Here is a 19,522-nt window from a genome sequence, read left to right as displayed (position 1 = left end):
TCAGAACAGGCGAATCAGGCCACAAGCCGCGGTGCGAAAGGCTGCTGGCTGCCCGCCAACAAAGCACCGGCTCCAGGTACGACTGGTTCCAGGGCCAGATGATCCAGCATGCGACGCACCGTGCACACGGCCGTCGAGACAGTGCGAATGCCCAGCATGTCCTCGATGCGCTGGATGGCCGGCAGGGAAGGCATCTGAACGCACGCCGATGCGACAACCACGTCCACACCGGTCGTGTCGAGCCGCTTGACATCATCGATCAGCTTCATCGGGTCACGCATTCCAACCTCAAGGTTATCGGGAATCTCGAAGCAGACCGAATCGACGACCTCGATGCCTTCGTTCTCGATGTACTTCACGACAAGATCTGTCAACGGCCGCATGTAGGGCGCCATCAAAGAAATGCGCTTTGCACCCAGTGTCTTCAGCCCCTCGACCAGCGCACCGGCAGAGGTCATCACCGGCGCCAGAGACTGATTCGCGCGAGCAACTTGCGTCAGCTCTCGCTCAGTTTCGCGGTGATAGCCCAGTCCCATCGCCATGATGGCAACCAGGCATGCGGTGCTCATCACGTCGACCCGGGCGTCGGCGAGTTCGGCCGCACAGCGCAAGCTCTCCCTGTTCATCGCCTCAAGCTCTTCCTTCGTCACCTTATGCATGCGCATGCGGCTCGAATGGAAGGTAAAACGCTCGGGGCAAATCGCCTCGCGGGCCCGGAACATAGCCGGCACCTCGGTCTCCATGGTGATGTTGGAACTGGGCACGATCTGCCCGATCCGGAAGGGACGATTGCTCATGATGTCTATCCTTTAGTCCAATGAAATGCTGGCGCGCTTGACTACCTCAGCGAAGCGCCGGGTATCTGCGGCAGCGACGCGGGCGATTTCCGAGGGCGACGCACTCCACGGTTCAAAGCCGAAGCCGGCAAAGCGCGCACGCACCTCGGGGTTCGTCAATGTTCTAGCCATGCTGTCGCCTATGCGGTCAATCACCGGCTTTGGTGTGCCCCTCGGCGCATAGAGCGCGACCCAGGTACGTAGTTCGAAACCCGCTGGCCCGCCAGCTTCAACCACAGTGGGAATGTCCTCATAGCCTGCCAACCGTTTAGGGGCTGCATAAGCCAGCAGCCTGAGCTTTCTGGCACGGTACAGCGCATCCACTGTCGCCGCGGTACCAAAGGCCCAGTCGACATCCCCGGTCGCGACAGCCGTGTAGAGCTGCGGCAGCTCTTTGAAAGGGACATGCATCATCTGCAAACCGGTCGCACCCTCCAGCTGTGCGGTGCCCACATGAGCCGGACTGCCAACGCCCCAGCTTCCATAGCTGACCTGCCCCTTCTTTGCCTTCGCGGCTGCCATTAGATCTGACAGGTTCTTCCACGGAGAGTTGGCGCCGACTACGATGAAGAAATTGGTGGAGTACATCCCCGCGACGGGCTCGAAATCCTTGACTGGATCGAAGGGCAGTTGCTTGTACAGATGCGGCTGCAGAGTCATCGGCATCGCATCGACTACGAGAAGCGTATGACCATCCGGGGCTGCACGCTTGACCTCGCCGAGCGCGAGCCAGCTGTTGGCTCCGGGCTTGTTGTCTACCAAGACCTGCTGCCCCCATTCGCGGCCCAGCTTGTCGCCGACGTTGCGCATCACCGCGTCGGGCCCGCTACCGGCCGAATACGGCATGACGGCACGCACCGGCTTGGCCGGGAAGACCTGCGCGAACGCAGGAGTACTCATGATGGCAGCCAAGCACAGCAGGCTGGCACCCAGCGAACGGGCGCGAAACAACGGGCTCATGGTGATGTCTCCTTCAGCTGTTATTCGGGTGCAGCGCGTCGTAGGCCGCAGTGAAATGCGGATCGCGTCGTGCCAGGTCTTCGTGACTCACCTGGCCGGTGCGTCGCATGTAGTCGTAGGCGAATGTGAGAGGGTCGAGATGCAGCTTGTCGGCTACGTTCTCATACCAATCCAAGCTTCTTGCAGCCGAGCTCTGAAAGCTTGCCGAAGCCGGTCGACGTGAGGTCTCGAACATGGCGAAAGCTGCCTCCAGGTCGCGCGGATGTGCCGCCAAACCTTGCTGCAAGGCGATTGCATCCTGCATCGCCATGCGCGTCCCCGAACCCAGCGAGAAATGCACCGTGCGCAGCGCGTCGCCGAGCAGCACGATGTTGCGGTGCGTCCACTGCTCGTTCCGGACGATGTTGGCCTCGAACCAGAGGGAGCGGTTAGTCAGCAGTTCGTTGCCTCCAAGCTCGGGGCGAAACACTTCGGCGCAAAGGCGCCGGCTTTCGTCCTCGCTCGCATGGTCCAGCCCGGCACGCTGCCATGTCTCGGGGGCCAGTTCAACCAGAAAGGTACTGAGTTCTCCGCTGTACTGGTAACTGTGAGCAATGAAAACGCCGTGCGGCGTTTCCCGAAAGATCAGTGACACGGGATGGAAGCGCTGACGCGTGCCATACCAGGCGAACTTGTTGCGACGCTTCTCGAAGTTCGGTCGAAAATGATCGGAAAATTGCCCGCGTACGGCGCTATTTCCGCCGTCGGCAGCGACCACGAGGTCGACTTCGCTGGCCAAGGCCTCGACATCGTTGATACGGTGACCGTAAGTGATCTCCACGCCGACACGCTCGCAGGCGCGCTGCAGCGTATTCAACATGTCGATGCGCGACGTGCGAGAGAAATGGTTGCCGTGGACCTGCACGTGAGTGCCACGATGCACCAGCTCCATGTAGTCGCACCGTTCGTGATGCGCGGTGAACTCGGCGAAGAACTCCGGGTCGGCCTCCTGCAGGAACTTCAGACCAACGTCCGAGAACACCACGCCCCAGCCGTAAGTGGCGCCTTCTGCGTTCTGCTCGTAGATGCGGATCTCATGCGAAGGGTCGTGCTTCTTCGCCAGCAAAGAGAAATACATGCCGGCTGGGCCGGCGCCGATGACTGCGATCTTCATGATTTCGCCCCCCCTGCGGGGCTCTCGCAGCCGTCGCGGTAGCGCTGCAGCGCCTGGCGAAATGCATCAGGTATCTCGATCGATCGGCGTTCGTCGCGTGCCACGCAAACCGGCGTGAGTTTCGCGACGAAGATTACCTCTCCTTGCAGCGTCCGACCGGTGATCTCGAGCACATAGGTCCGCTCGCGGATGTCTGCCACGGTAACTGTCATATCGAACTCATCGTCCGGCCGCAGAGATCGTTGAAAGTCGAACGACAGCGCGCGGCTGGGCGTACCGAAGCCCTGCTCCCGTTTGGCACGTTGCGGCGTAGTCTCGAAAAGCGCGCCGTAGAAAAGCTCCGCCGCGGAAATGACGTACTCCGAGAACGTCACGGTGTAGACCACGCCGGCCGGATCGCATTCGCCCCACTTCACCCGCCGACGAATCACGAGGGGCAACTGGCTCAACACGAGTTCGGTGGCGATCACGACGCGCTCCCTGCAGTCTCGGCGGCCAGTTGCGCGGCGATCTGCTGCTTGAGGGCCGGCTTGTCGACCTTGCCCACGCGGGTGAGCGGGTAGCTGTCGACCACTTCCACGCGCTCGGGGCACTTGTACTTGGCAAGTCCCTGTTCGATGAGGAAGGCGCCGAGCGTCTTGACGTCGGGAGCGGTCATTCCGGGGCGCGGAATGATGTAGACGCAAGCTTTCTCGCCGTAAAAGGGATCGGGCATCGCAATCAGCTTCGCGTCGGCCACGGCTGGATGCTGGCTGACGAAGCCCTCGACCTCCTCGCAGCCGATCTTCTCGCCGCCGCGGTTGATGTTGTCGCGCAGCCGCCCTTCGAAGGTGTAGTGGGAGACACCATCGACCACGTGGGCGCGCATCATGTCGCCCGTCCGATAGAAGCCGTCGGCGGTGAACGCATTGGCATTCGCCTCGGGATTGGCAAAGAACCCAGTCAGGCTGGACGGCCCGCGAAAGCACATCTCGCCCATCTCGCCCGGCGGGCTGGGCTCTTCGGACTCCGGAACCAGCAGTCGGATTTCGTCCTGCGGGCAGCCCGAAGCCCCTTGCGTGTGATGCCGGGCGAAGGCCGGGGCATCGGGAGGCGAACCCAGCAGCAGCCCCTCGGTGAGACCGTAGAGATTGGAGCAAGGCACACCGAGATGCATCTCAAGGTTGTCCGCTCGACTCATGGTTCCGAAGATCTGCAGCGAAGACAGGTCGTGCGTTGCGATGTCGGTATAGGCCAGCAGTTGGGGCGCAATCGGACCGATCGACAGTGCGTGCGTGACGCGATGCTGCTCGATCAGCTCAAGCATTCGACGGACGTCGACCTTCGGCATCAGCACCACAGTCGCACCGAAGGCCGCCGCTGGAATCAGCGCATACAGCTGCCCGGCGTTGTGCAGCAATGACAGGGACCAGATCACGCGGCTCTGCGGCGTGATTCGAAAGCGCCGCATCCACGCCGCCGACTGGCCAAGGTATTCCGCATGAAAGCGCGGGATGATTTTCGGAACACCAGTCGTGCCGCCCGACAGTTGAAAGCTCAACACGTCGCTGCAATCCAATGGCAGGCGTGCCAGGCGCTTACGCGCCTCGGCCAAAGGCATGCCATCGATCAGGCCCACGAGTCCTCGCGCATCAGAGGCCACGCCACGAACGACGACCAAATGCTCCAGCATTTCATACTTCTCGACCATGCCTACGGCAAAGTTGACGAGGTCGAAGCTGCTGAAGTCGGCCTGCACGAAATACCCACGAGCGCCCGACTGCCGCACCAGTTGGCCAATCTCGACCTCGCGATGCTGCGGCAGCGAACACACCGGAACAATGCCGGCCTTGTAGCAGGCAAGCAGCACGATCGCCGTTTCCACAGTGGTCCCGAGCTGGAAGATCGCCCGGTCGCCGGTGCTCAGCCCGAGCTGCAGCAGCGCGGCAGCCAGGCGCTCCGTGGTTTCGTCGAGCTCTCGGAAGCTCAGCGTTCGCTCATCGCTGATGAAGGCCACGCGATCGGGATGACGCTGCGCGGTAGCACGCAGCGCGTCGCCGACGGTCGAATCGATCCACGATCCATTGGCGATAAATGCGGCGGCGCGCTCCGGCATAGGGTAGCTCACGCCTTCGATGGGGTTCAGGATTCTCGTCATTCTTGTCTCCTCTTCGACGCATCGCTCAGGCGTGCAATGGCGCAATGACCACCCGGTCGCGATCCAGTACTTCGATGCGACCATGAACACCGCCGGTGAAAAGTCCGTACCAGACCGCCGGCTTTAGTCCCAGCACTTCGCGCTGGAACTCCAGTGGGCCACTGGCTTCGATCCGGTCGTACCCTTCGATCGAGTTAACACGACAATCGCCGCGCGCAGCCGCATCCTTCACGATTGCCGCGAACTCATCCACCTTGGGCACGTAGATGCGGATGCCACCACCTTGGCGACCATCTCGCCGGTCCAGCAGAGCGGCCTTGCGGGCCCAGATTTCATCGATCGCAGTGACGCGTCTGCCAGCGCTTGCGGCCGCGTCCTCGACCTCGATTGCGGCCTGAAGCGTGAGCGCGGCATCGATCGCATCGACGTCCTCCAACGGGCGCAGCTTATGGGTGAACTCAACAAAATAGCCGTTCGGATCGCGCACGTAGATCGATTCGATCACCTCGTGGCGCGTCTCGGTCGATACGTTCAGCCCTTGGGCCTCGAGTCGCTTTTTCCAGGCGTGCAATGACTCCGCGCTATCGACCAGCCACGCGGTGTGAGTGGCATCGAATACATGGTCTTCCGGCACTGGCCTCATTGCCGCGCGACCTTCAAGGGCAGCCGGTTGATCGCTGCCGAGGTAGTAGAAGAAGGCGATCGTGCTGCCATTCCCGCTGTCGAAGAAGAAGTGCAGGAAGTCGGGATGCGTGGCCGGCCCCCAGCCGCGTGCCGAGATGACGTGGATCAGCGGCAAGCCAAGCTTATCTCGATAGAAGTCGATGGTCTCGCGCAGTTTCCAGGTGGGGCGGGCCGTATGGTCGACGCCGCGCAGCGTCAGCGCGGGCAGATTCGAAGCAGACATGAAGCGATCTCCAAGTTCGGGGCAGTTCGGTTTTAAAGGGGGTTCGCGGGGAAGGTCTGCTGCAACCATTCCGAGAGCAAGCGGCCCGCAGCTAGGCGGCCGGGCTCCTCAACTGCCGAGAGCGCACGGCCATGGTGATCGCCTCGGACGCGTTCGTGCCGTTTCGTGGTGGAGGCGATCGCATCGACGATGTGACTCACGTCACCAGGGAAGCAAGCTTGGTCGCCGGTGTATTCGACGATCAATACAGGCTGCGTGATGGCCGCTGCCGTCTTCGCCAGGCTGGCATTGGAAGACAGTGCCGACCAGGTCGAAAGCCAGCTCTCCGGCGTGCATTGGCGGGCGAAGCCCACCGCGCCGTAATTCGAGGCATAAGGATCCGCGCCCCAGAGCGAGCCGAACTTGCGATCCGAGGCATCGAGCGAGAGGTCAAAGCAGCGCAGATCTCCGTCAGTACGCCAGACGTTGATGATGGGCGTGTGGGCAGCGATACGGCGATCCTCTGCGGCGGCGGAAGCCCCCGCAGCCTTGACGCGCTGGCGCGCCGCGAGACGGCGCTCGATCAGCTCGCGCGCCCTGGCGTCGATGCGGGCTACGCGTTCGCGCTGCGCAATGCGATAGCGCTCAACAAAGGCGGCCTCGTATCGCGTGTCCGTCGACCCTGCGTAGCCATTGGCCGGATTCAACGGATCCAATGCAGGATCGACCGACAACGCATCTGACTCGTCCACGACGGAGGGGTCGATGCAGTTCATGAGAAGTGCGCCCTGCCCGGGGTGCGGACCAACAAACACCAAGCCATCGATTGCTGGCATCTCGAGCTCGGCCAATTGCGTGGGCTTGCCACCGGGCGTCTTGGCCACGCGCTGTACCCCTGTGAGCGCGGACTGTTGGGCATAGAAGGCATAGAGTCCCGCACCGCCGGAATTGCCGAGCAGCACGATGCGGCGGAAGCCGCGCGACTTCAAGTGGGAAAGCCCTGCCGCCACATCGTGCAGCGCGAATTCGTGTTCGAGCCGCAGGTCGTTGCCGACCGAGCGAGGGGCCTGCGACCAAGCCGCATAGCCGGCCTCGACGATGTCCGGAATCAGGTAGTGACAGGCCATGAACTCGCGCGGATGCATCACGCAAACGACGGTGTCGCTCGGCACCGCAGGCTCGTAAAGCGAGCCACTCGTAGCGGCCCTGTCTGCCGTGCGCAATACGACATTCGTGGTGATCGTGCCGGGCGGCACGTCGCGCGGATTCCAGTCTGTGTTCAGGAAACCGGCCGTGGCCTGGGCGGAAGAAGCTATTGCACTCATCTGTTGTCTCGCCGACGCACGGCGCCTCATTGATGGGATGCAATATTAGGCAGATTTCACACATCAGTCAAATTATTTGACACCATTGTGACTTCACCCTCCTCCTACCCCCACGATTTGACGAAGGCGACAACATTCCCATGATTTAGAACTCGATGAGTCCGCCGATGCGCGGCATGGAGACGACTTGACCTGCCTTGCGAGCACGCCCAAAGGCATCACAGATCTGCTCAAGGACCGCTTACAGCGGATCTGTGCTGGGCTGTCAAGGCTCGTCGGCCGAGAGTGCACGCAGCGCAAGGTCGGCAAGCGAGGCCAACTCCGCCGTGATTGCCAAACCCTCAAGCACACCCGTTACACATGCGGATGGTGGAAAGAGCCACGGCTGAAGAGTCCTACCTCACGGAGGCGACCAGATTTCGTGCGATGCCGATCGCCTGCTCGACCAGCTGGTTGCCGCATTGACGCCGGTGAATGACTGCAACCTTACGCTCGAAGCGCCCACCAATGATGCGTACGCGCTCAAGGCCACGCGAGTCAACCATCGTTGAACCCAGCTGTGCCGGCAAGATGCCCATGCCGCAATCCGCGGCAACGAGATCGAGCGTCAGTTCCACCGAATTGCTCTCTATCGCCGGATGCAACGGACGACCACATTCACGCTCGACAATGCGGCGCAGCACATAGGGATGCGGCGGCAGGATCAGGGGAAGATTCGCGAGTTCAGCCACAGCAATCTCGCACGGCGAACCACTCCCAGCCAGCCGATAGCCCACAAGCAGTTCGTCGAGCAGCAGGATGCGCTCAACCTCCTCGGAGTCGATCGCCACGTCGTACACGAAGCCCATGTCGGCCTTACCCCGCACCACGGACTCAACCACCTCCTGCGAACTGGCCGCCAGCAGGGTGAGCCGTGCCGATGACCCACTCTGGCGCAGAGCGACGACAAGGTCAGGCAAGAGATAGGCAGCCAGCGTGTTGACCGTGGAAATGCTCAGGTAGTTTGTCGATCTGCCGACGGAAGTAGCAGCTGCCAGCGCGCTGTCGATCTGGTCGAAGGCAGGTTCGAGGCGCGCCAGCAATTCGACGCCCGATGCAGTAAGCGCGATACCGCGCCCGTGCCGCCGGAACAGCGCGAAGCCGAGTTGCTCCTCGAGTCGCCGAATCTGTTTGCTCAGCGCCGGCTGCGAAATAGCCAACGTTTCGGCTGCCTTGCGCAGTGAGGGGGAACGCGCGGCAAACACGAACTGTCGCAAGGAATGGTCTGTGGTGTCCATAGCGCCGGCAGGAGAAGTGAAATGAAGGGTTCGGGAGGCAAAGCCTGGCTCAGTGTGCGCCAAGACTCGCCGCCGGGCGACTCACCAGCAATAACATCTGGTTATCTCTGTGTTGTGCCCGAGTCCGTTTCATCCAAGAGCGCAAACGGAGAGCATGGCTATTCGTTTCACCTTCCCACGGATTGCCCATGTATCGCACGCTGCGCGCATTCGCCGCCCTCATTCCGATCACGCTGATGATGATTGCCCCGGCGCAAGCGGACCCATCCGGGGGATTCGACACGAGCTGGACAGATCTGCGGGGCGCCGCACTGCGCAGCGCGGTCGAGAAGTTCTACACCGACACCTTCAACGACGACGTGCAGATCCGCCGCTATTTCTCGAAAGGCTACGTACAGAACGTTGACGGCAAGACGCTGCGCTTCGACGAGTTCCTGACGCATGTCGGATTTCTGCGCAGCGCCACGAAGTCGTTGCGCTTCGAGGTGATCGATGCAGCCTACACACCAGGGCTTCTCGCTGACCGCCACCGCGTGCACATCGTCAAGACCAGCGGTGAATCGATGGAGGCCGAGGTGCTGGCCTTCTTCCGGATCGAAAACGGCCGCATCGCCGAGCTCAACGAATTGACGCAGGTGATCAAGGGCGCAGCAGCCGACCGCGAGATGGGCTCGCGCGTGCGCTAGCGCCACCTGAGCCCGCGCGAAAAAAACAAAGAGACAAGCTCCATGCAACTCGCCCCACAACCCGCCGGCCCTGAGCCCGCCCACGCTCCCGTCTACCCCTGGCTGGTGGTCGCCCTCTTCCTTGCCTGCCATGTCTTCTCGTACATCGACCGCCAGGTGATCAGCCTGTTGGTACAGCCAATGAAGGCGTCGATGGGCCTGAGCGATACGCAGATCGGCCTGCTGCAGGGCCTGGCCTTCGGCTTGTTCTACGCCATGGCGGGCGTGCCCATCGCGTGGCTGGTGGACAGCGGCCGGCGCGCCCGCATCGCGTGGGTCTGCGTTGGGCTGTGGAGCTTCGCGACCATGGGCTCGGGAGTGGTGAAGTCCTTTGCCAGCCTGCTCGCCATGCGCGCCGCCACGGCGATTGGCGAAGCGGGGTTGCCGACGGCAGCCATGTCGATCTTCTCGGACTTGTTTCCGCGGCACAAGCTCGCACGGGCCACGGGCTTCTTCATCCTCGGGCCCTTCATCGGCGGCGGCCTCGCGCTGGTGCTGGGGGCGGCTGTGCTCGGCCACTTCGGCGACGTCACCTCGGTTGATGTGCCCAGGCTGGGTGCGCTCGAGCCGTGGCGGATCGTGTTCCTCGTGGTCGGAGCGCCAGGCTTGCTGCTGGCGGCCGCGGTGGCGCTGCTGATCCGCGAGCCGGCACGGCGCAGCACAGTGCTGCTGTCGGGCCGCGCGGACGATGTCGATCGCGTGCGCAGCATCCGCGAGACAGTGCACGTGCTGTTCACCGAGCACGGCTACTTCTTGGTCTGTACGCTTGGCTTGACCTGCGCGGTGATCGTGTTCTTCTGCGTCGCGGCGTGGTTTCCGACACACGTGATCCGCCTGTTCTCCCTCGCGCCGGCCAGCGCAGGCCAGACGCTCGGACCGATCTTCATCGTCTGCGGCGCGAGCGGCACCGTGCTGGCCTCGCTGCTGGCCACCGCGGGCAGTCCGGCAAACCCGCTGCGCCGGGTCTACGGCGTGACGGGCATTTGCCTGATCGGCCTGCTGGGCAGCGTGCTGGGGCTGTTCGTTGCCGTCAGCTACACCGCCTCGCTCGCGGTGTATGGCTGCGCGATCTTCTTCCTGAGCGGCGTGATGAGCCTCGGGCCGGTGCCGGCGCAGATCGTGCTGCCAAACCGCATGCGGGCGCAGGGCATGGCGCTGCAGGCGCTGTTGTTCAGCGTGGTTGGCGCGGGGCTGGGGCCGCTGCTGGTGGGTGCTGTCAGCGACGGGCTCGGCAGCGGCCATCCGATTTCCGTGGGCCGGGCATTGGCGCTGGTGGCGCTGCCGGCCACGTTGTGCAGCATGGTGCTGTTCGCAGCGTCGTACCGCATGTTGTTTCGCTCACGAGGTTCATCGCCCGCTCCGCAACCTATCTGAAACGAAAGCCCCGCCATGCATCGACGCCACCTGTTTCCCGCCGCCCTGTTCACGCTTTCTCTGGCCACGCAGGGCGCTCGCCGTGCATTGGCGCAGGCAGCGCCGCCTGCACCAAACACCGCGCGCACGGTACGGCTGATCAACGGTTTCTCGCCGGGTGGCGCAGTCGACACTCTGTCGCGCGCGGTGGCCGAGCGCATGGGCACGCTGCTGGGCCAGGCCGTGGTGGTCGACAATCGACCTGGCGCCTCGGGGATGATCGCGGCCGACGTGGTGGCAAGGGCCACGCCCGACGGCCTCACGGTGGGTGTGCTCGACGTGGGCGCGCTCGCAGTGAACCCCGCGTTGCAAAAGCGGATGGCCTACGATCCGGCCAAGGACTTCGCATACATCGGGCTGGTCGCGCGAATTCCGCTACTGCTGGTAGTGCACCCGTCGGTGCAGGCCGCGAACCTGAAGGAACTGACCGCGCTTCTGCGCGCCAGCCCCGGCACCTACGCCTATGCCTCGGCAGGGATCGGCAACCCGCTGCACCTCGCCATGGAGGCCTACAAGCAGGCCAGCGGCGTAGAGGTGGTGCATGTGCCATACAAGGGTGCGAGCTCGGCAGTGCAGGACGTGCTGGGTGGCCGCGTGCCATTGATGTTCATCGACGTGAACACCAGCGCGCAGCACATCCGAGCAGGCACGCTCAAGCCCCTTGCCATCGCTACGCGTGAGCGCAACCCGACGCTGCCAGGCGTGCCAACCTTTGCGGAATCTGGCTTTCCAGCATTCGAGGCGACGCCGTGGATTGGATTGGTCGGCCCCGCTGCTCTGCCACTAGATACGAAGGCTCGCCTCGCCGGTGCGCTGGCACAGGTGATGACGCAGACCGACACGCGCAGCAAGATCATTGAACTTGGTTTCGTGCCACTTCAGGACGGCCCCGACGCATTCGCGCGGCTTGCAAACGACGATCGCATCGCCTATGCGAAGTTGATTCGCGAGCGCGGCATCTCACTCGACTGACAGACGGAGACTCGATGCACAAAACCACACCTCACGACCGCCGGGGCTTCCTGAAGGCAGCCGGTGCTTCGCTCGCCGTAACCGCTGGCCCCGCACTCGCAGGCGGCGAGTTGCCGAAGAAGTCAGCCGCTGGAATGTCGGCCGCCGAGATGTCTGAACTCACCGCAGTCGAGGCACTCGCTGCTTTCGAGCGCGGCGCGCTGACCTCCGAGGCCTACGTGCATGCCCTGCTGGCACGCGCAGATGCGCTGCACTCGCTCAATAGCTGGATCACGCTCAACGCCGCCGGCGCACTCAAGGCGGCCCGTGCCGTGGACGCAGCGCGAGCGCGCGGCAACAAGCTCGGACCACTGGCCGGCCTGCCGCTCTATATCAAGGACAACATCGACACGCAGGGCATCCGTACCACGGCCGGCACACCGGCGCTGAAAGACTCCGTGCCGAAAAAGAACGCGCCGGTGCTAGAGCCGCTGCTCCGCGCGGGCGCCATCGTGCTCGCCAAGGCCAATCTACATGAGCTGGCCTTCGGCAGCACCTCGAGTAATACGGCCTTCGGCTTCGTGAAGAACCCGTACGACACCACCCGCATTCCAGGCGGCTCGTCCGGCGGCACCGCATCGGGTATCGCGGCACGCATCGCACCGGCAGGGCTGGGCACCGATACTGGCGCGTCCGTGCGGCATCCGGCGTCATTCTGCGGACTTGTGGGCTTGCGGCCCTCAGTAGGCAATGGCGGCGCGGAACGGCGCTATCCGGGCGAAGGCATCGTGCCGATCTCACGAACGCGCGACACGCCAGGCCCGATGGCGCGCACGGTGGCCGATGTGGTGCTGCTCGATGCTGTAGTCACCGGTGAACCGACACACCCACTCACCTCCGCCAAGCTCGCCGGCCTCCGGCTCGGCCTGCCCCATGCCTATTTCTGGGAGAACCTCGACCTTGAAGTCGAGGCGGTGATGAACACCGCCGTGCGCAAGTTGCGCGAAGCTGGCGTGGTGTTCGTCGAAGCTGACCTGCAAGGCGTGCCCGAGCTCAACGAGCGCGTCTCGATGCCGGTCGCGCTCTACGAGTTCTATCGCCGCGACCTCACGGCGTACCTGAAGGAAGAAGGCCTTCGGCTCACGCTTGACGAGGTGATCGCGCAGGTCCAGAGCCCCGACGTGAAGGGCATCTTCGACATCGCCAAGGCCATGCCCAAAGCGGCCTACGACGAGGCGATCCAGGTGCACCGGCCAAAGCTCATCGCGCTCTACAAGGACTATTTCGCGAAGCATGCCGTCGAAGGCGTGCTGTTCCCGACCTGCCCTATCGCACCGCCCCCGATCGACCCGGCCTTCACCGGCAAGGTGGAAATCAACGGCGTGCCGCAACCCGGTGGCCCGGCCGCGCTCTTCCAGGTGCTGATCCGCAATGTCGATCCCGGCAGCAACGCTGGCATTCCGGGCCTCGCGCAACCCGCCGGTATGACGGCGGGCGGCCTGCCGGTGGGCCTGGAGATCGACGGCCCGCTGGGCAGCGACCGGCGGCTGCTGGCTATCGGCCTCGCGATCGAGCAGTTGCTGGGCAAGCCGCCAGCGCCACGCCTCTGAATTTCCCTACCACCCATGACACCGATGACACCCAACCAAGACGCCACGGCACACCTGATCCAGATCGATCCCCGCATGTTTGCGGATGCGGCCATCGACTCCGAAACCCGGGATATGAACGAGCGGCTGCGCCAGGCTACCTCCGAGTTGCCGGCGCGCTGGGAGCTGCCGCTGGAGATCGAACGCAGCATGCCTCCGGGCGGCGGCATCGTGAGCCCGATCCTAGCAAGCGCGGAACTGCGCGCCGAAGACCGTTTCATCGACGGCCCCGGCGGCCCCTTGCTGCTGCGGCAGATCTTTCCGCCCGCGGGCACGGCCGTGCGCGGCGTGTATCTGCATTTCCATGGTGGCGGCTTCTGCCTGGGCTCCGCGCGCGGGCAGGACGGCATGCTGGAGAGCATCGCCCGCCACGCAGGTGTCGTTGCTATCAGCGTCGACTACCGTCTCGCGCCCGAACACCCGCTGCCGGCCGCTGCCGCCGATGGCGAAGCGGCCGCGTGGTGGCTGGTGCGCAACGCGCGCGAGACCTACGGAACCGACCGCATCGTGATCGGCGGTGAATCGGCCGGAGCGGCGCTCAGTACCTTCTGCGCGCTGCGCCTACGCGACCGGCACGGCTACACCGCGCTGGCGGGCCTGAACCTCTCGCAAGGCGGCTACGACCTTTCGCTGACGCCCAGCATGCGCCAGGGTCACGACACACTGATCCTGAACCTGCCGACGTTCAAGGTGCATCTGTCGCGCTTTCTGACGAACTTCGAGCCCGATGACCCGGTGGTGTCGCCGCTCTATGCCGACCTGCGGTTCCTGCCGCCCGCGCTCTTCACCATCGGCACGGCCGATCCGCTGCTGGACGACAACCTCTTCATGTACATGAAGTGGGTTGCGGCCGGCAACACAGGCGAATTGGCTGTCTACCCCGGCGGCATCCACGGCTTCACCTTCCTTTCAACCCAACTGTCACGCCGCGCGGCCGAGCGCTCGGAGCGCTTCATTGCCACCTGCATCGCATGACATCGGACCTTCCCATGAACGACACCGCACGCGCCCGACTGCGCGACACCGTCAACAGCCAACTCGGCGCGCCGCTTCGGCAGACACCCGACTGGAGCATCCCGCAGAAGATGGCCATTGCCTGCCGCTACCTCGCGCAGCAGGAGCATTGCGAAACACTCGCCGGCCAGATGACCGTCCGACTCGGCGAGGGGCGCTTTGCGACCACGCCGATCGGCCTGGCCTTCGACGAGATCGTGCCCGACGACATCATCGTGGTCGACGACGAGCTCCGGCTGCTCGAAGGCCTAGGCATGGCAAACCCCGCGACGCGTTTTCACATGTGGGTGTACCGCGCGAGGCCGGACGTGGCCTGCATCATCCACACGCATCCGCCGGCCACCTCGGCGCTCTCGATGATCGAGGAGCCGCTGGTGGTCGCGCACATGGACCAGACGCCCTTCTTCAACGACTGCGCGTTCCTGAAGGAATGGCCGGGCCTGCCGATTGCCGACGAGGAAGGTGAAGTGATCGCTGGCGCGCTGGGTGGCAAGCGCAGCATCCTGCTCGCGCACCACGGCCTGCTGACCGCCTGCGCGAACGTCGAGGAAGCCACCTACATGGCGGTGCTGCTGGAACAGGCCGCGCGCCGCCAGTTGATGGCAGCAGCGGCGGGCACCATCCGGCCCGTGGCGGATGCGCTGGCGCAGGAGTCTCACGACTTCCTGCTGAAACCGAGCATCGTAGCGGCGACCTTCGCGATGTATGCCCGGCGTGCGCTGCAGGCGGGTCATCCGCAGGCGAATTTCCTCGGGTGATCCAACACCTGTTCTGCCAGGAAGACTTCGGCGTGTGGACACGAGCCCAAGACATGGATTGATCGTCTCGCCTTCCGCAAAGCCGCAGCGCTTTCTCAGGAGCGACCGGTTTTGTGTTGCCAAGCATCGAGCGATCACGCATCGCACAAATAGCGACGCCTTTCGGGCAAGTACTCCCTGAGGTTTCTCGCAGGCCCCCCTATTTGTATCCGACGACCACGTGCACAAGAATGAATTTCAAACCAAATACAGGGCAGAAGCGAGTCCCAGGACTCATCGGTATGGGTGTCGAAGCCAACATCATCTACTACCGAACAATGCATGAACAAGCCGCGCCGCTTAGCTCCGAAGACGACAGCTTTCAATCGCTTCTTTATACATTGAATCTTCGTCAACTCCTGAACCAAACATTGGAAGACGACTCGGCCGCGATAGCCAAACTCATGTGCGACGCTTCGCTTCGCCTCCTAGATGGAGGTGCGAACTTTATTGCTGTTACATCCAATACTGGAAGCACGTTCGCCAAAGAAATTCAACAACAAATCGGAGTGCAGATCTTCGACATCGTGCAGCCTGTATGTCACCGCGTGGCAGATGCCGGAGTTCGGAAGGCTGGCTTACTTGGAACCTCTCGAACCAAAGCTTCCGGTCTGTATCAAGGTATGAGTCAAACACTCGGCTTTGAGTTGATCTCATGCTCGGACGCACTGCAAAAGCAACTCGATCGCATCATCTTTGATGAACTCCTCTGGGGCCTCGTTAGCCCTCAGAGCATTGCGGTCATATCAGAATCCGTTCTAGAGCTCAGTTCAGCTGGCGCCGAGGCGGTCATTCTCGGATGCACCGACTTTTCTCTGATCAAGCACAGGCTGCCAGAAAAGTCAGTTCCGATCTTCGACAGTGCAACTATTCATGCTCAGGCCATTGCTAGAGCCGCATTCGACATCACGTGATGTGTTGTCTCCATGACGTCTCTTGCCCCTCTCGCGCGATTTGACGAGGGTCGGCGCATTCCCCCTTATTTTGGCGACGAGCCTATCGCTGCCGACGCACGACGTGTAGCCGGCTTGATCTGCTTTTCGAGAACCCCTAATGCATCGCGAATCTGGTCGACGGCCGCTTGCAGCGGATCTGCACCGCCGGCCTGCAACGGCTCGCCAGCGGAGAGTGCACGCAGCGCAAAGTCGGCAAGCGAGGCTGCCACTGCGTCCGCCGACATTGCCCCCCTGTCGTCGAACCACCAAGCACACCAATTGCACATGCCGATGATGGAAAAAGCCGCGACATGGGCATCGGTGTGCCGGAACAGGCCCGATTGAATGCCTCGCTGTATCACAGCAACGAAATGATCCAGCACAGCGCGACGTGCGTTCTGAGCGGCGGCACGGCGAAGTTCGGGCAAATCGGATTCGCTACGCTCGACGACGCGGAACTGCACAGGATGCGACAGGATGAGTCCGGCGTGGCGCAAGATCAATTGACGCAACGCCTCGTCCGCAGGCATCTGGTCGCGACGGGACACGGTCTGCGCCAGCTTGCCGGCCTTCTCGGTGATGTCCTCGGTCAGGGCCTCGAGGATCGTCTCCTTGCTCGGGAAGTAGTAGTAGAGCGCCGTGCGCGTGACACCCACCGCATCCGCGATGTCGTTGAAGTTGGTTCCCCCGAAGCCCTTCTCGATGAACAGCAGCGACGCCGCATCGAGAATTGTCTGGCGCTGCGCGTCGTTGCGGCTGGGCCGTGGCTTAGCCGCGGTCGAATCTTTTTTCATGGGTGGGCTCATGGAGCTGTGTTCGGGCCAGGTCATCATATTCAATCGGCACTCAAGCGGACACTGCCGGACCTCAAGCCGCACCGCCAAGCATTCCCCCTACTAGTCGATCGGCGGCCTCTCTGGCGTTGTCGAGAAGTGGTGCAGCCGGATCCTCCAATTGCCGTCATGCTGCACCAGTACCCAGGTGGTCCGCATCACAGTGGAGGACCTTTTTCCACTGACGTGCATGAACTCGAAGCGACAGTACCCCTGGGCAAAATACAGTTCGGGCCCCAACTCCATCAGTACCTGGTCGAACAGCGTCAGCGAAGTGGACGCCAGCACACCGGTATACGAGCCGAAATAGCCTCTCACAGCCTCACGACCAATCGACTGCCCAGGCAATCCCCCAAACAGCACAGCATCCTCGGTGTAGAGGGCCGCCAGCGCATCCGCGTCCCACTCACTGGCCGCGGCGTTCCAGCTTCGCTGCGTTGTCTCGAGCGCCTGGTTGATTGTTTGACTCACAGAGTTTCCTTCTCAGTCGCCACAGATCGTGGACACGATCGATTGAACCCATAATTGACACAATAGTCAAATACTTGTCTACTTTGTCAACATCAACGACGTCGAGACAGGACAAGGACATGAAAGAAATTGCAGAGGCGAGCTTTGACGTACTCGTGGTCGGCACGGGTGCAGCCGGTATGGCCACAGCGTTGACCGCACGCAAACAGGGATTGAGCGTGCTGGTGGTAGAAAAGCAACCAGTGTTCGGCGGCAGCACGGCGCTCTCCGGCGGCTTCCTTTGGGTACCTTGCAATCCTCTTGCGCATCGCGCGGGCATCGTCGACTCGGCTGAGGCAGCACGACGCTATGTACAAGGTGAGGCCGGAAGATATTTCGACGGCCCTCGCGTAGACGCTTTCCTTAAGTACGGACCGGAGATGGTGGATTTCTTCGAACGCGAAACCGCGGTTCGCTTCGTGCTCGGCAGCGCCTTCCCCGACTATCACGCCGAAGCTGACGGGGCCTCGATGGGCGGTCGGCCCATTTTTCCCGAACCCTACGATGCGCGCGAGCTCGGCCGCCATGCCTCGCTGCTGGCCCCGCCGATCCGCGGCATGACGTTCGTCGGACTAACTTTTGGCTCAGGTCCTGACATGCGCCATTTCCTGAACGCGTTGCGTTCGGCGACATCGGCTTGGTATACGCTTAAACGCCTTGCAAAGTACGGACGCGACTTGGCATTACATGGTCGTAACATGCGGCTTTTCAACGGTGCGGCACTGGCCGCGCGGCTCTACAAGTCGATGCTCGACCTCGACATCCCGGTGTGGCTTGACTCGCCCGTGACTGAGCTGCTGATCGACGGGAACGAAGTCCGCGGCGCACTGGTGATGCACGAAGGCGTACCAACACGTGTGCGTGCCACACATGGCGTTGTGCTCGCCACTGGCGGATTTCCCAGCGACATGGCAAGGCGTCGGCAGGTATTTCCCCACGCACCATCGGCCAACGACCACCTAACGATGGCGCCGGCAGCCAACACGGGAGACGGTCTTCGCATGGCCGAAGCGATTGGCGGAAAAACCGACATGAGCTTGCCGAACCTCGGCTCGTGGATGCCAGTATCGGAAGTCCCTCTAGGTTCCGGACGCAGCACTCGCATTACCCACATCATGGATCGCAGCAAGCCAGGCATCATCGCGGTCCGTGCCGACGGCCGGCGCTTCACTAATGAGGGCACCAACTACCACGCCTTCGGTGCGGCCCTGATCAAAAGCGGCCAGCCCACCTACCTGATCGCCAGCCACCAAGCGCTGCGCCGTTACGGCCTCGGTTTTGCCAAGCCCTTCCCCGTACCACTGTTCCCATACCTGCGATCGGGCTACCTGATGCGTGGCGCAACTTTGGAAGAGCTCGCGCACAAGGCTGGCATCGATGCGCATGCACTGCCGCAAACTATTGCTCGCTTTGATGAATCAGCGCGAGAGGGCAAGGACCCGGAGTTCCACAAGGGAGAAACCGCCTACGAACGCTTCCAAGGCGATCCAACCCATGCGCCCAACCCCTGCATTGGACCGGTGGGTCTGGGACCTTATTACGCCGTACGCATCATGCCGGGGGACATCGGCACCTTCGGCGGACTGAAGACCGATGAGGTGGCCCGCGTCCTCGATGGGCAGGACCGACCGATCTCGGGACTCTATGCGGTAGGCAACGATATGGCGAGCATCTTCGGAGGCAGTTACCCAGGCGGAGGCGCAACACTGGGCCCAGGCATGACCTTTGGCTACATCGTGGGGCGCCATCTTGCAGTTCACTCGAAGTATCCGACCGCAACGATTGGTCCAGAGCGCACGCTGATGGCCGCCGAGTTGGAGTTGGTCCCCTGATGCGGTAGGAATTCGTGGCTCCGGGAGCCACATCGGCCTTCGATGCCTCAAAGGAGAAACGCAAAATTCGAAGACGCTGCGAAAAGTTCGGCATGCTGCTCGTTGGCGCCTTTCTTCTCATGCCGCTGCACGCTCTGCATTGACTTGCGCATCGAGGCCGAGGCTGCTGGTACCGACGTACGCCCGCAGTCGTCTTATCTCGACGACAGTCGCAGACTAGGATGGGGTGGAAGCTTGTCATTGATGAGGCTGCAACTCGGTGATGCGACCGGCCAGCTGAATCGGCGTC

At 62.7% G+C, this 19,522-nt stretch carries 18 protein-coding genes; 8 read left to right on the top strand and 10 right to left on the bottom strand.

The features are described from left to right. Positions 1–14 precede the first annotated feature (14 nt). The 8 genes from BLQ28_RS21210 to BLQ28_RS21175 all read right to left on the bottom strand — a co-directional run bounded on the left by BLQ28_RS21210 (position 15) and on the right by BLQ28_RS21175 (position 8,574). Positions 15–797, bottom strand: a complete 783-nt coding sequence (locus BLQ28_RS21210; protein ID WP_093243606.1) for a maleate cis-trans isomerase family protein — start codon at positions 795–797, stop codon at positions 15–17. Positions 798–809: 12 nt separating this feature from the next. Beyond that, a complete protein-coding gene (locus tag BLQ28_RS21205) occupies positions 810–1,796 on the bottom strand; it encodes a Bug family tripartite tricarboxylate transporter substrate binding protein (RefSeq protein ID WP_256327402.1) in 987 nt (328 codons plus the stop codon). 13 nt (positions 1,797–1,809) lie between these two features. Further along, positions 1,810–2,949 (bottom strand): FAD-dependent monooxygenase, encoded by a 1,140-nt coding sequence (locus BLQ28_RS21200; RefSeq protein WP_093243604.1) that lies wholly within the window; start codon positions 2,947–2,949, stop codon positions 1,810–1,812. Beyond that, positions 2,946–3,419: an acyl-CoA thioesterase gene (locus tag BLQ28_RS21195; protein ID WP_093243602.1), complete on the bottom strand. Its 474-nt coding sequence runs from the start codon at positions 3,417–3,419 to the stop codon at positions 2,946–2,948. Before BLQ28_RS21195 ends, BLQ28_RS21200 begins: the two co-directional genes overlap by 4 nt. After that, complete coding sequence (locus tag BLQ28_RS21190) at positions 3,416–5,086, bottom strand: AMP-binding protein (protein ID WP_093243599.1); 1,671 nt, start codon at positions 5,084–5,086, stop codon at positions 3,416–3,418. Before BLQ28_RS21190 ends, BLQ28_RS21195 begins: the two co-directional genes overlap by 4 nt. 25 nt (positions 5,087–5,111) lie before the next feature. After that, positions 5,112–5,993 (bottom strand): VOC family protein, encoded by an 882-nt coding sequence (locus tag BLQ28_RS21185; protein WP_093243597.1) that lies wholly within the window; start codon positions 5,991–5,993, stop codon positions 5,112–5,114. 32 nt (positions 5,994–6,025) lie between these two features. After that, positions 6,026–7,297: an alpha/beta fold hydrolase gene (locus tag BLQ28_RS21180; protein WP_093243594.1), complete on the bottom strand. Its 1,272-nt coding sequence runs from the start codon at positions 7,295–7,297 to the stop codon at positions 6,026–6,028. A 395-nt stretch (positions 7,298–7,692) separates the two neighbouring features. Further along, on the bottom strand, positions 7,693–8,574 hold the full coding sequence (locus tag BLQ28_RS21175) for a LysR family transcriptional regulator (RefSeq protein WP_093243592.1): 882 nt from the start codon (positions 8,572–8,574) through the stop codon (positions 7,693–7,695). A gap of 188 nt (positions 8,575–8,762) precedes the next feature. Between BLQ28_RS21175 and BLQ28_RS21170 the strand changes: the two genes are divergently transcribed. The 7 genes from BLQ28_RS21170 to BLQ28_RS21140 all read left to right on the top strand — a co-directional run bounded on the left by BLQ28_RS21170 (position 8,763) and on the right by BLQ28_RS21140 (position 16,037). Further along, positions 8,763–9,260 (top strand): nuclear transport factor 2 family protein, encoded by a 498-nt coding sequence (locus BLQ28_RS21170; protein ID WP_093243590.1) that lies wholly within the window; start codon positions 8,763–8,765, stop codon positions 9,258–9,260. Between the two features lie 42 nt (positions 9,261–9,302). After that, positions 9,303–10,673 carry an MFS transporter gene (locus BLQ28_RS21165; RefSeq protein ID WP_093243587.1) on the top strand — a complete coding sequence of 457 codons (1,371 nt, stop codon included), beginning with the start codon at positions 9,303–9,305 and terminating at the stop codon, positions 10,671–10,673. A 15-nt stretch (positions 10,674–10,688) separates the two neighbouring features. Beyond that, positions 10,689–11,684: a Bug family tripartite tricarboxylate transporter substrate binding protein gene (locus BLQ28_RS21160; protein ID WP_093243585.1), complete on the top strand. Its 996-nt coding sequence runs from the start codon at positions 10,689–10,691 to the stop codon at positions 11,682–11,684. Positions 11,685–11,818: 134 nt separating this feature from the next. After that, positions 11,819–13,273 carry an indoleacetamide hydrolase gene (gene iaaH / locus BLQ28_RS21155; RefSeq protein ID WP_256327432.1) on the top strand — a complete coding sequence of 485 codons (1,455 nt, stop codon included), beginning with the start codon at positions 11,819–11,821 and terminating at the stop codon, positions 13,271–13,273. 24 nt (positions 13,274–13,297) lie between these two features. Further along, complete coding sequence (locus BLQ28_RS21150) at positions 13,298–14,287, top strand: alpha/beta hydrolase (protein ID WP_093243580.1); 990 nt, start codon at positions 13,298–13,300, stop codon at positions 14,285–14,287. Between the two features lie 14 nt (positions 14,288–14,301). Further along, positions 14,302–15,084, top strand: a complete 783-nt coding sequence (locus tag BLQ28_RS21145; protein ID WP_093245468.1) for an aldolase — start codon at positions 14,302–14,304, stop codon at positions 15,082–15,084. Between the two features lie 230 nt (positions 15,085–15,314). Next, positions 15,315–16,037 carry an aspartate/glutamate racemase family protein gene (locus BLQ28_RS21140; RefSeq protein WP_093243577.1) on the top strand — a complete coding sequence of 241 codons (723 nt, stop codon included), beginning with the start codon at positions 15,315–15,317 and terminating at the stop codon, positions 16,035–16,037. Positions 16,038–16,102: 65 nt separating this feature from the next. Here BLQ28_RS21140 and BLQ28_RS21135 read toward each other — a convergent pair whose 3' ends face one another. Together BLQ28_RS21135 and BLQ28_RS21130 are read right to left on the bottom strand one after the other, a co-directional pair. After that, positions 16,103–16,852: a TetR/AcrR family transcriptional regulator gene (locus BLQ28_RS21135; RefSeq protein WP_093243576.1), complete on the bottom strand. Its 750-nt coding sequence runs from the start codon at positions 16,850–16,852 to the stop codon at positions 16,103–16,105. Positions 16,853–16,954: 102 nt separating this feature from the next. Continuing rightward, positions 16,955–17,362, bottom strand: a complete 408-nt coding sequence (locus BLQ28_RS21130; RefSeq protein WP_093243574.1) for a YybH family protein — start codon at positions 17,360–17,362, stop codon at positions 16,955–16,957. A gap of 119 nt (positions 17,363–17,481) precedes the next feature. Here BLQ28_RS21130 and BLQ28_RS21125 point away from each other — a divergent pair, with 119 nt between their 5' ends. Beyond that, complete coding sequence (locus BLQ28_RS21125; protein WP_093243571.1) at positions 17,482–19,233, top strand: FAD-dependent oxidoreductase; 1,752 nt, start codon at positions 17,482–17,484, stop codon at positions 19,231–19,233. The last annotated feature ends 289 nt before the right edge of the window (positions 19,234–19,522 follow it).

The organism is Variovorax sp. EL159, from assembly GCF_900100965.1.
Lineage (GTDB): Bacteria > Pseudomonadota > Gammaproteobacteria > Burkholderiales > Burkholderiaceae_C > Variovorax.
Note: the sequence above shows the minus strand (reverse complement) of the source record. Positions and strands in the feature narration are given on the sequence as shown.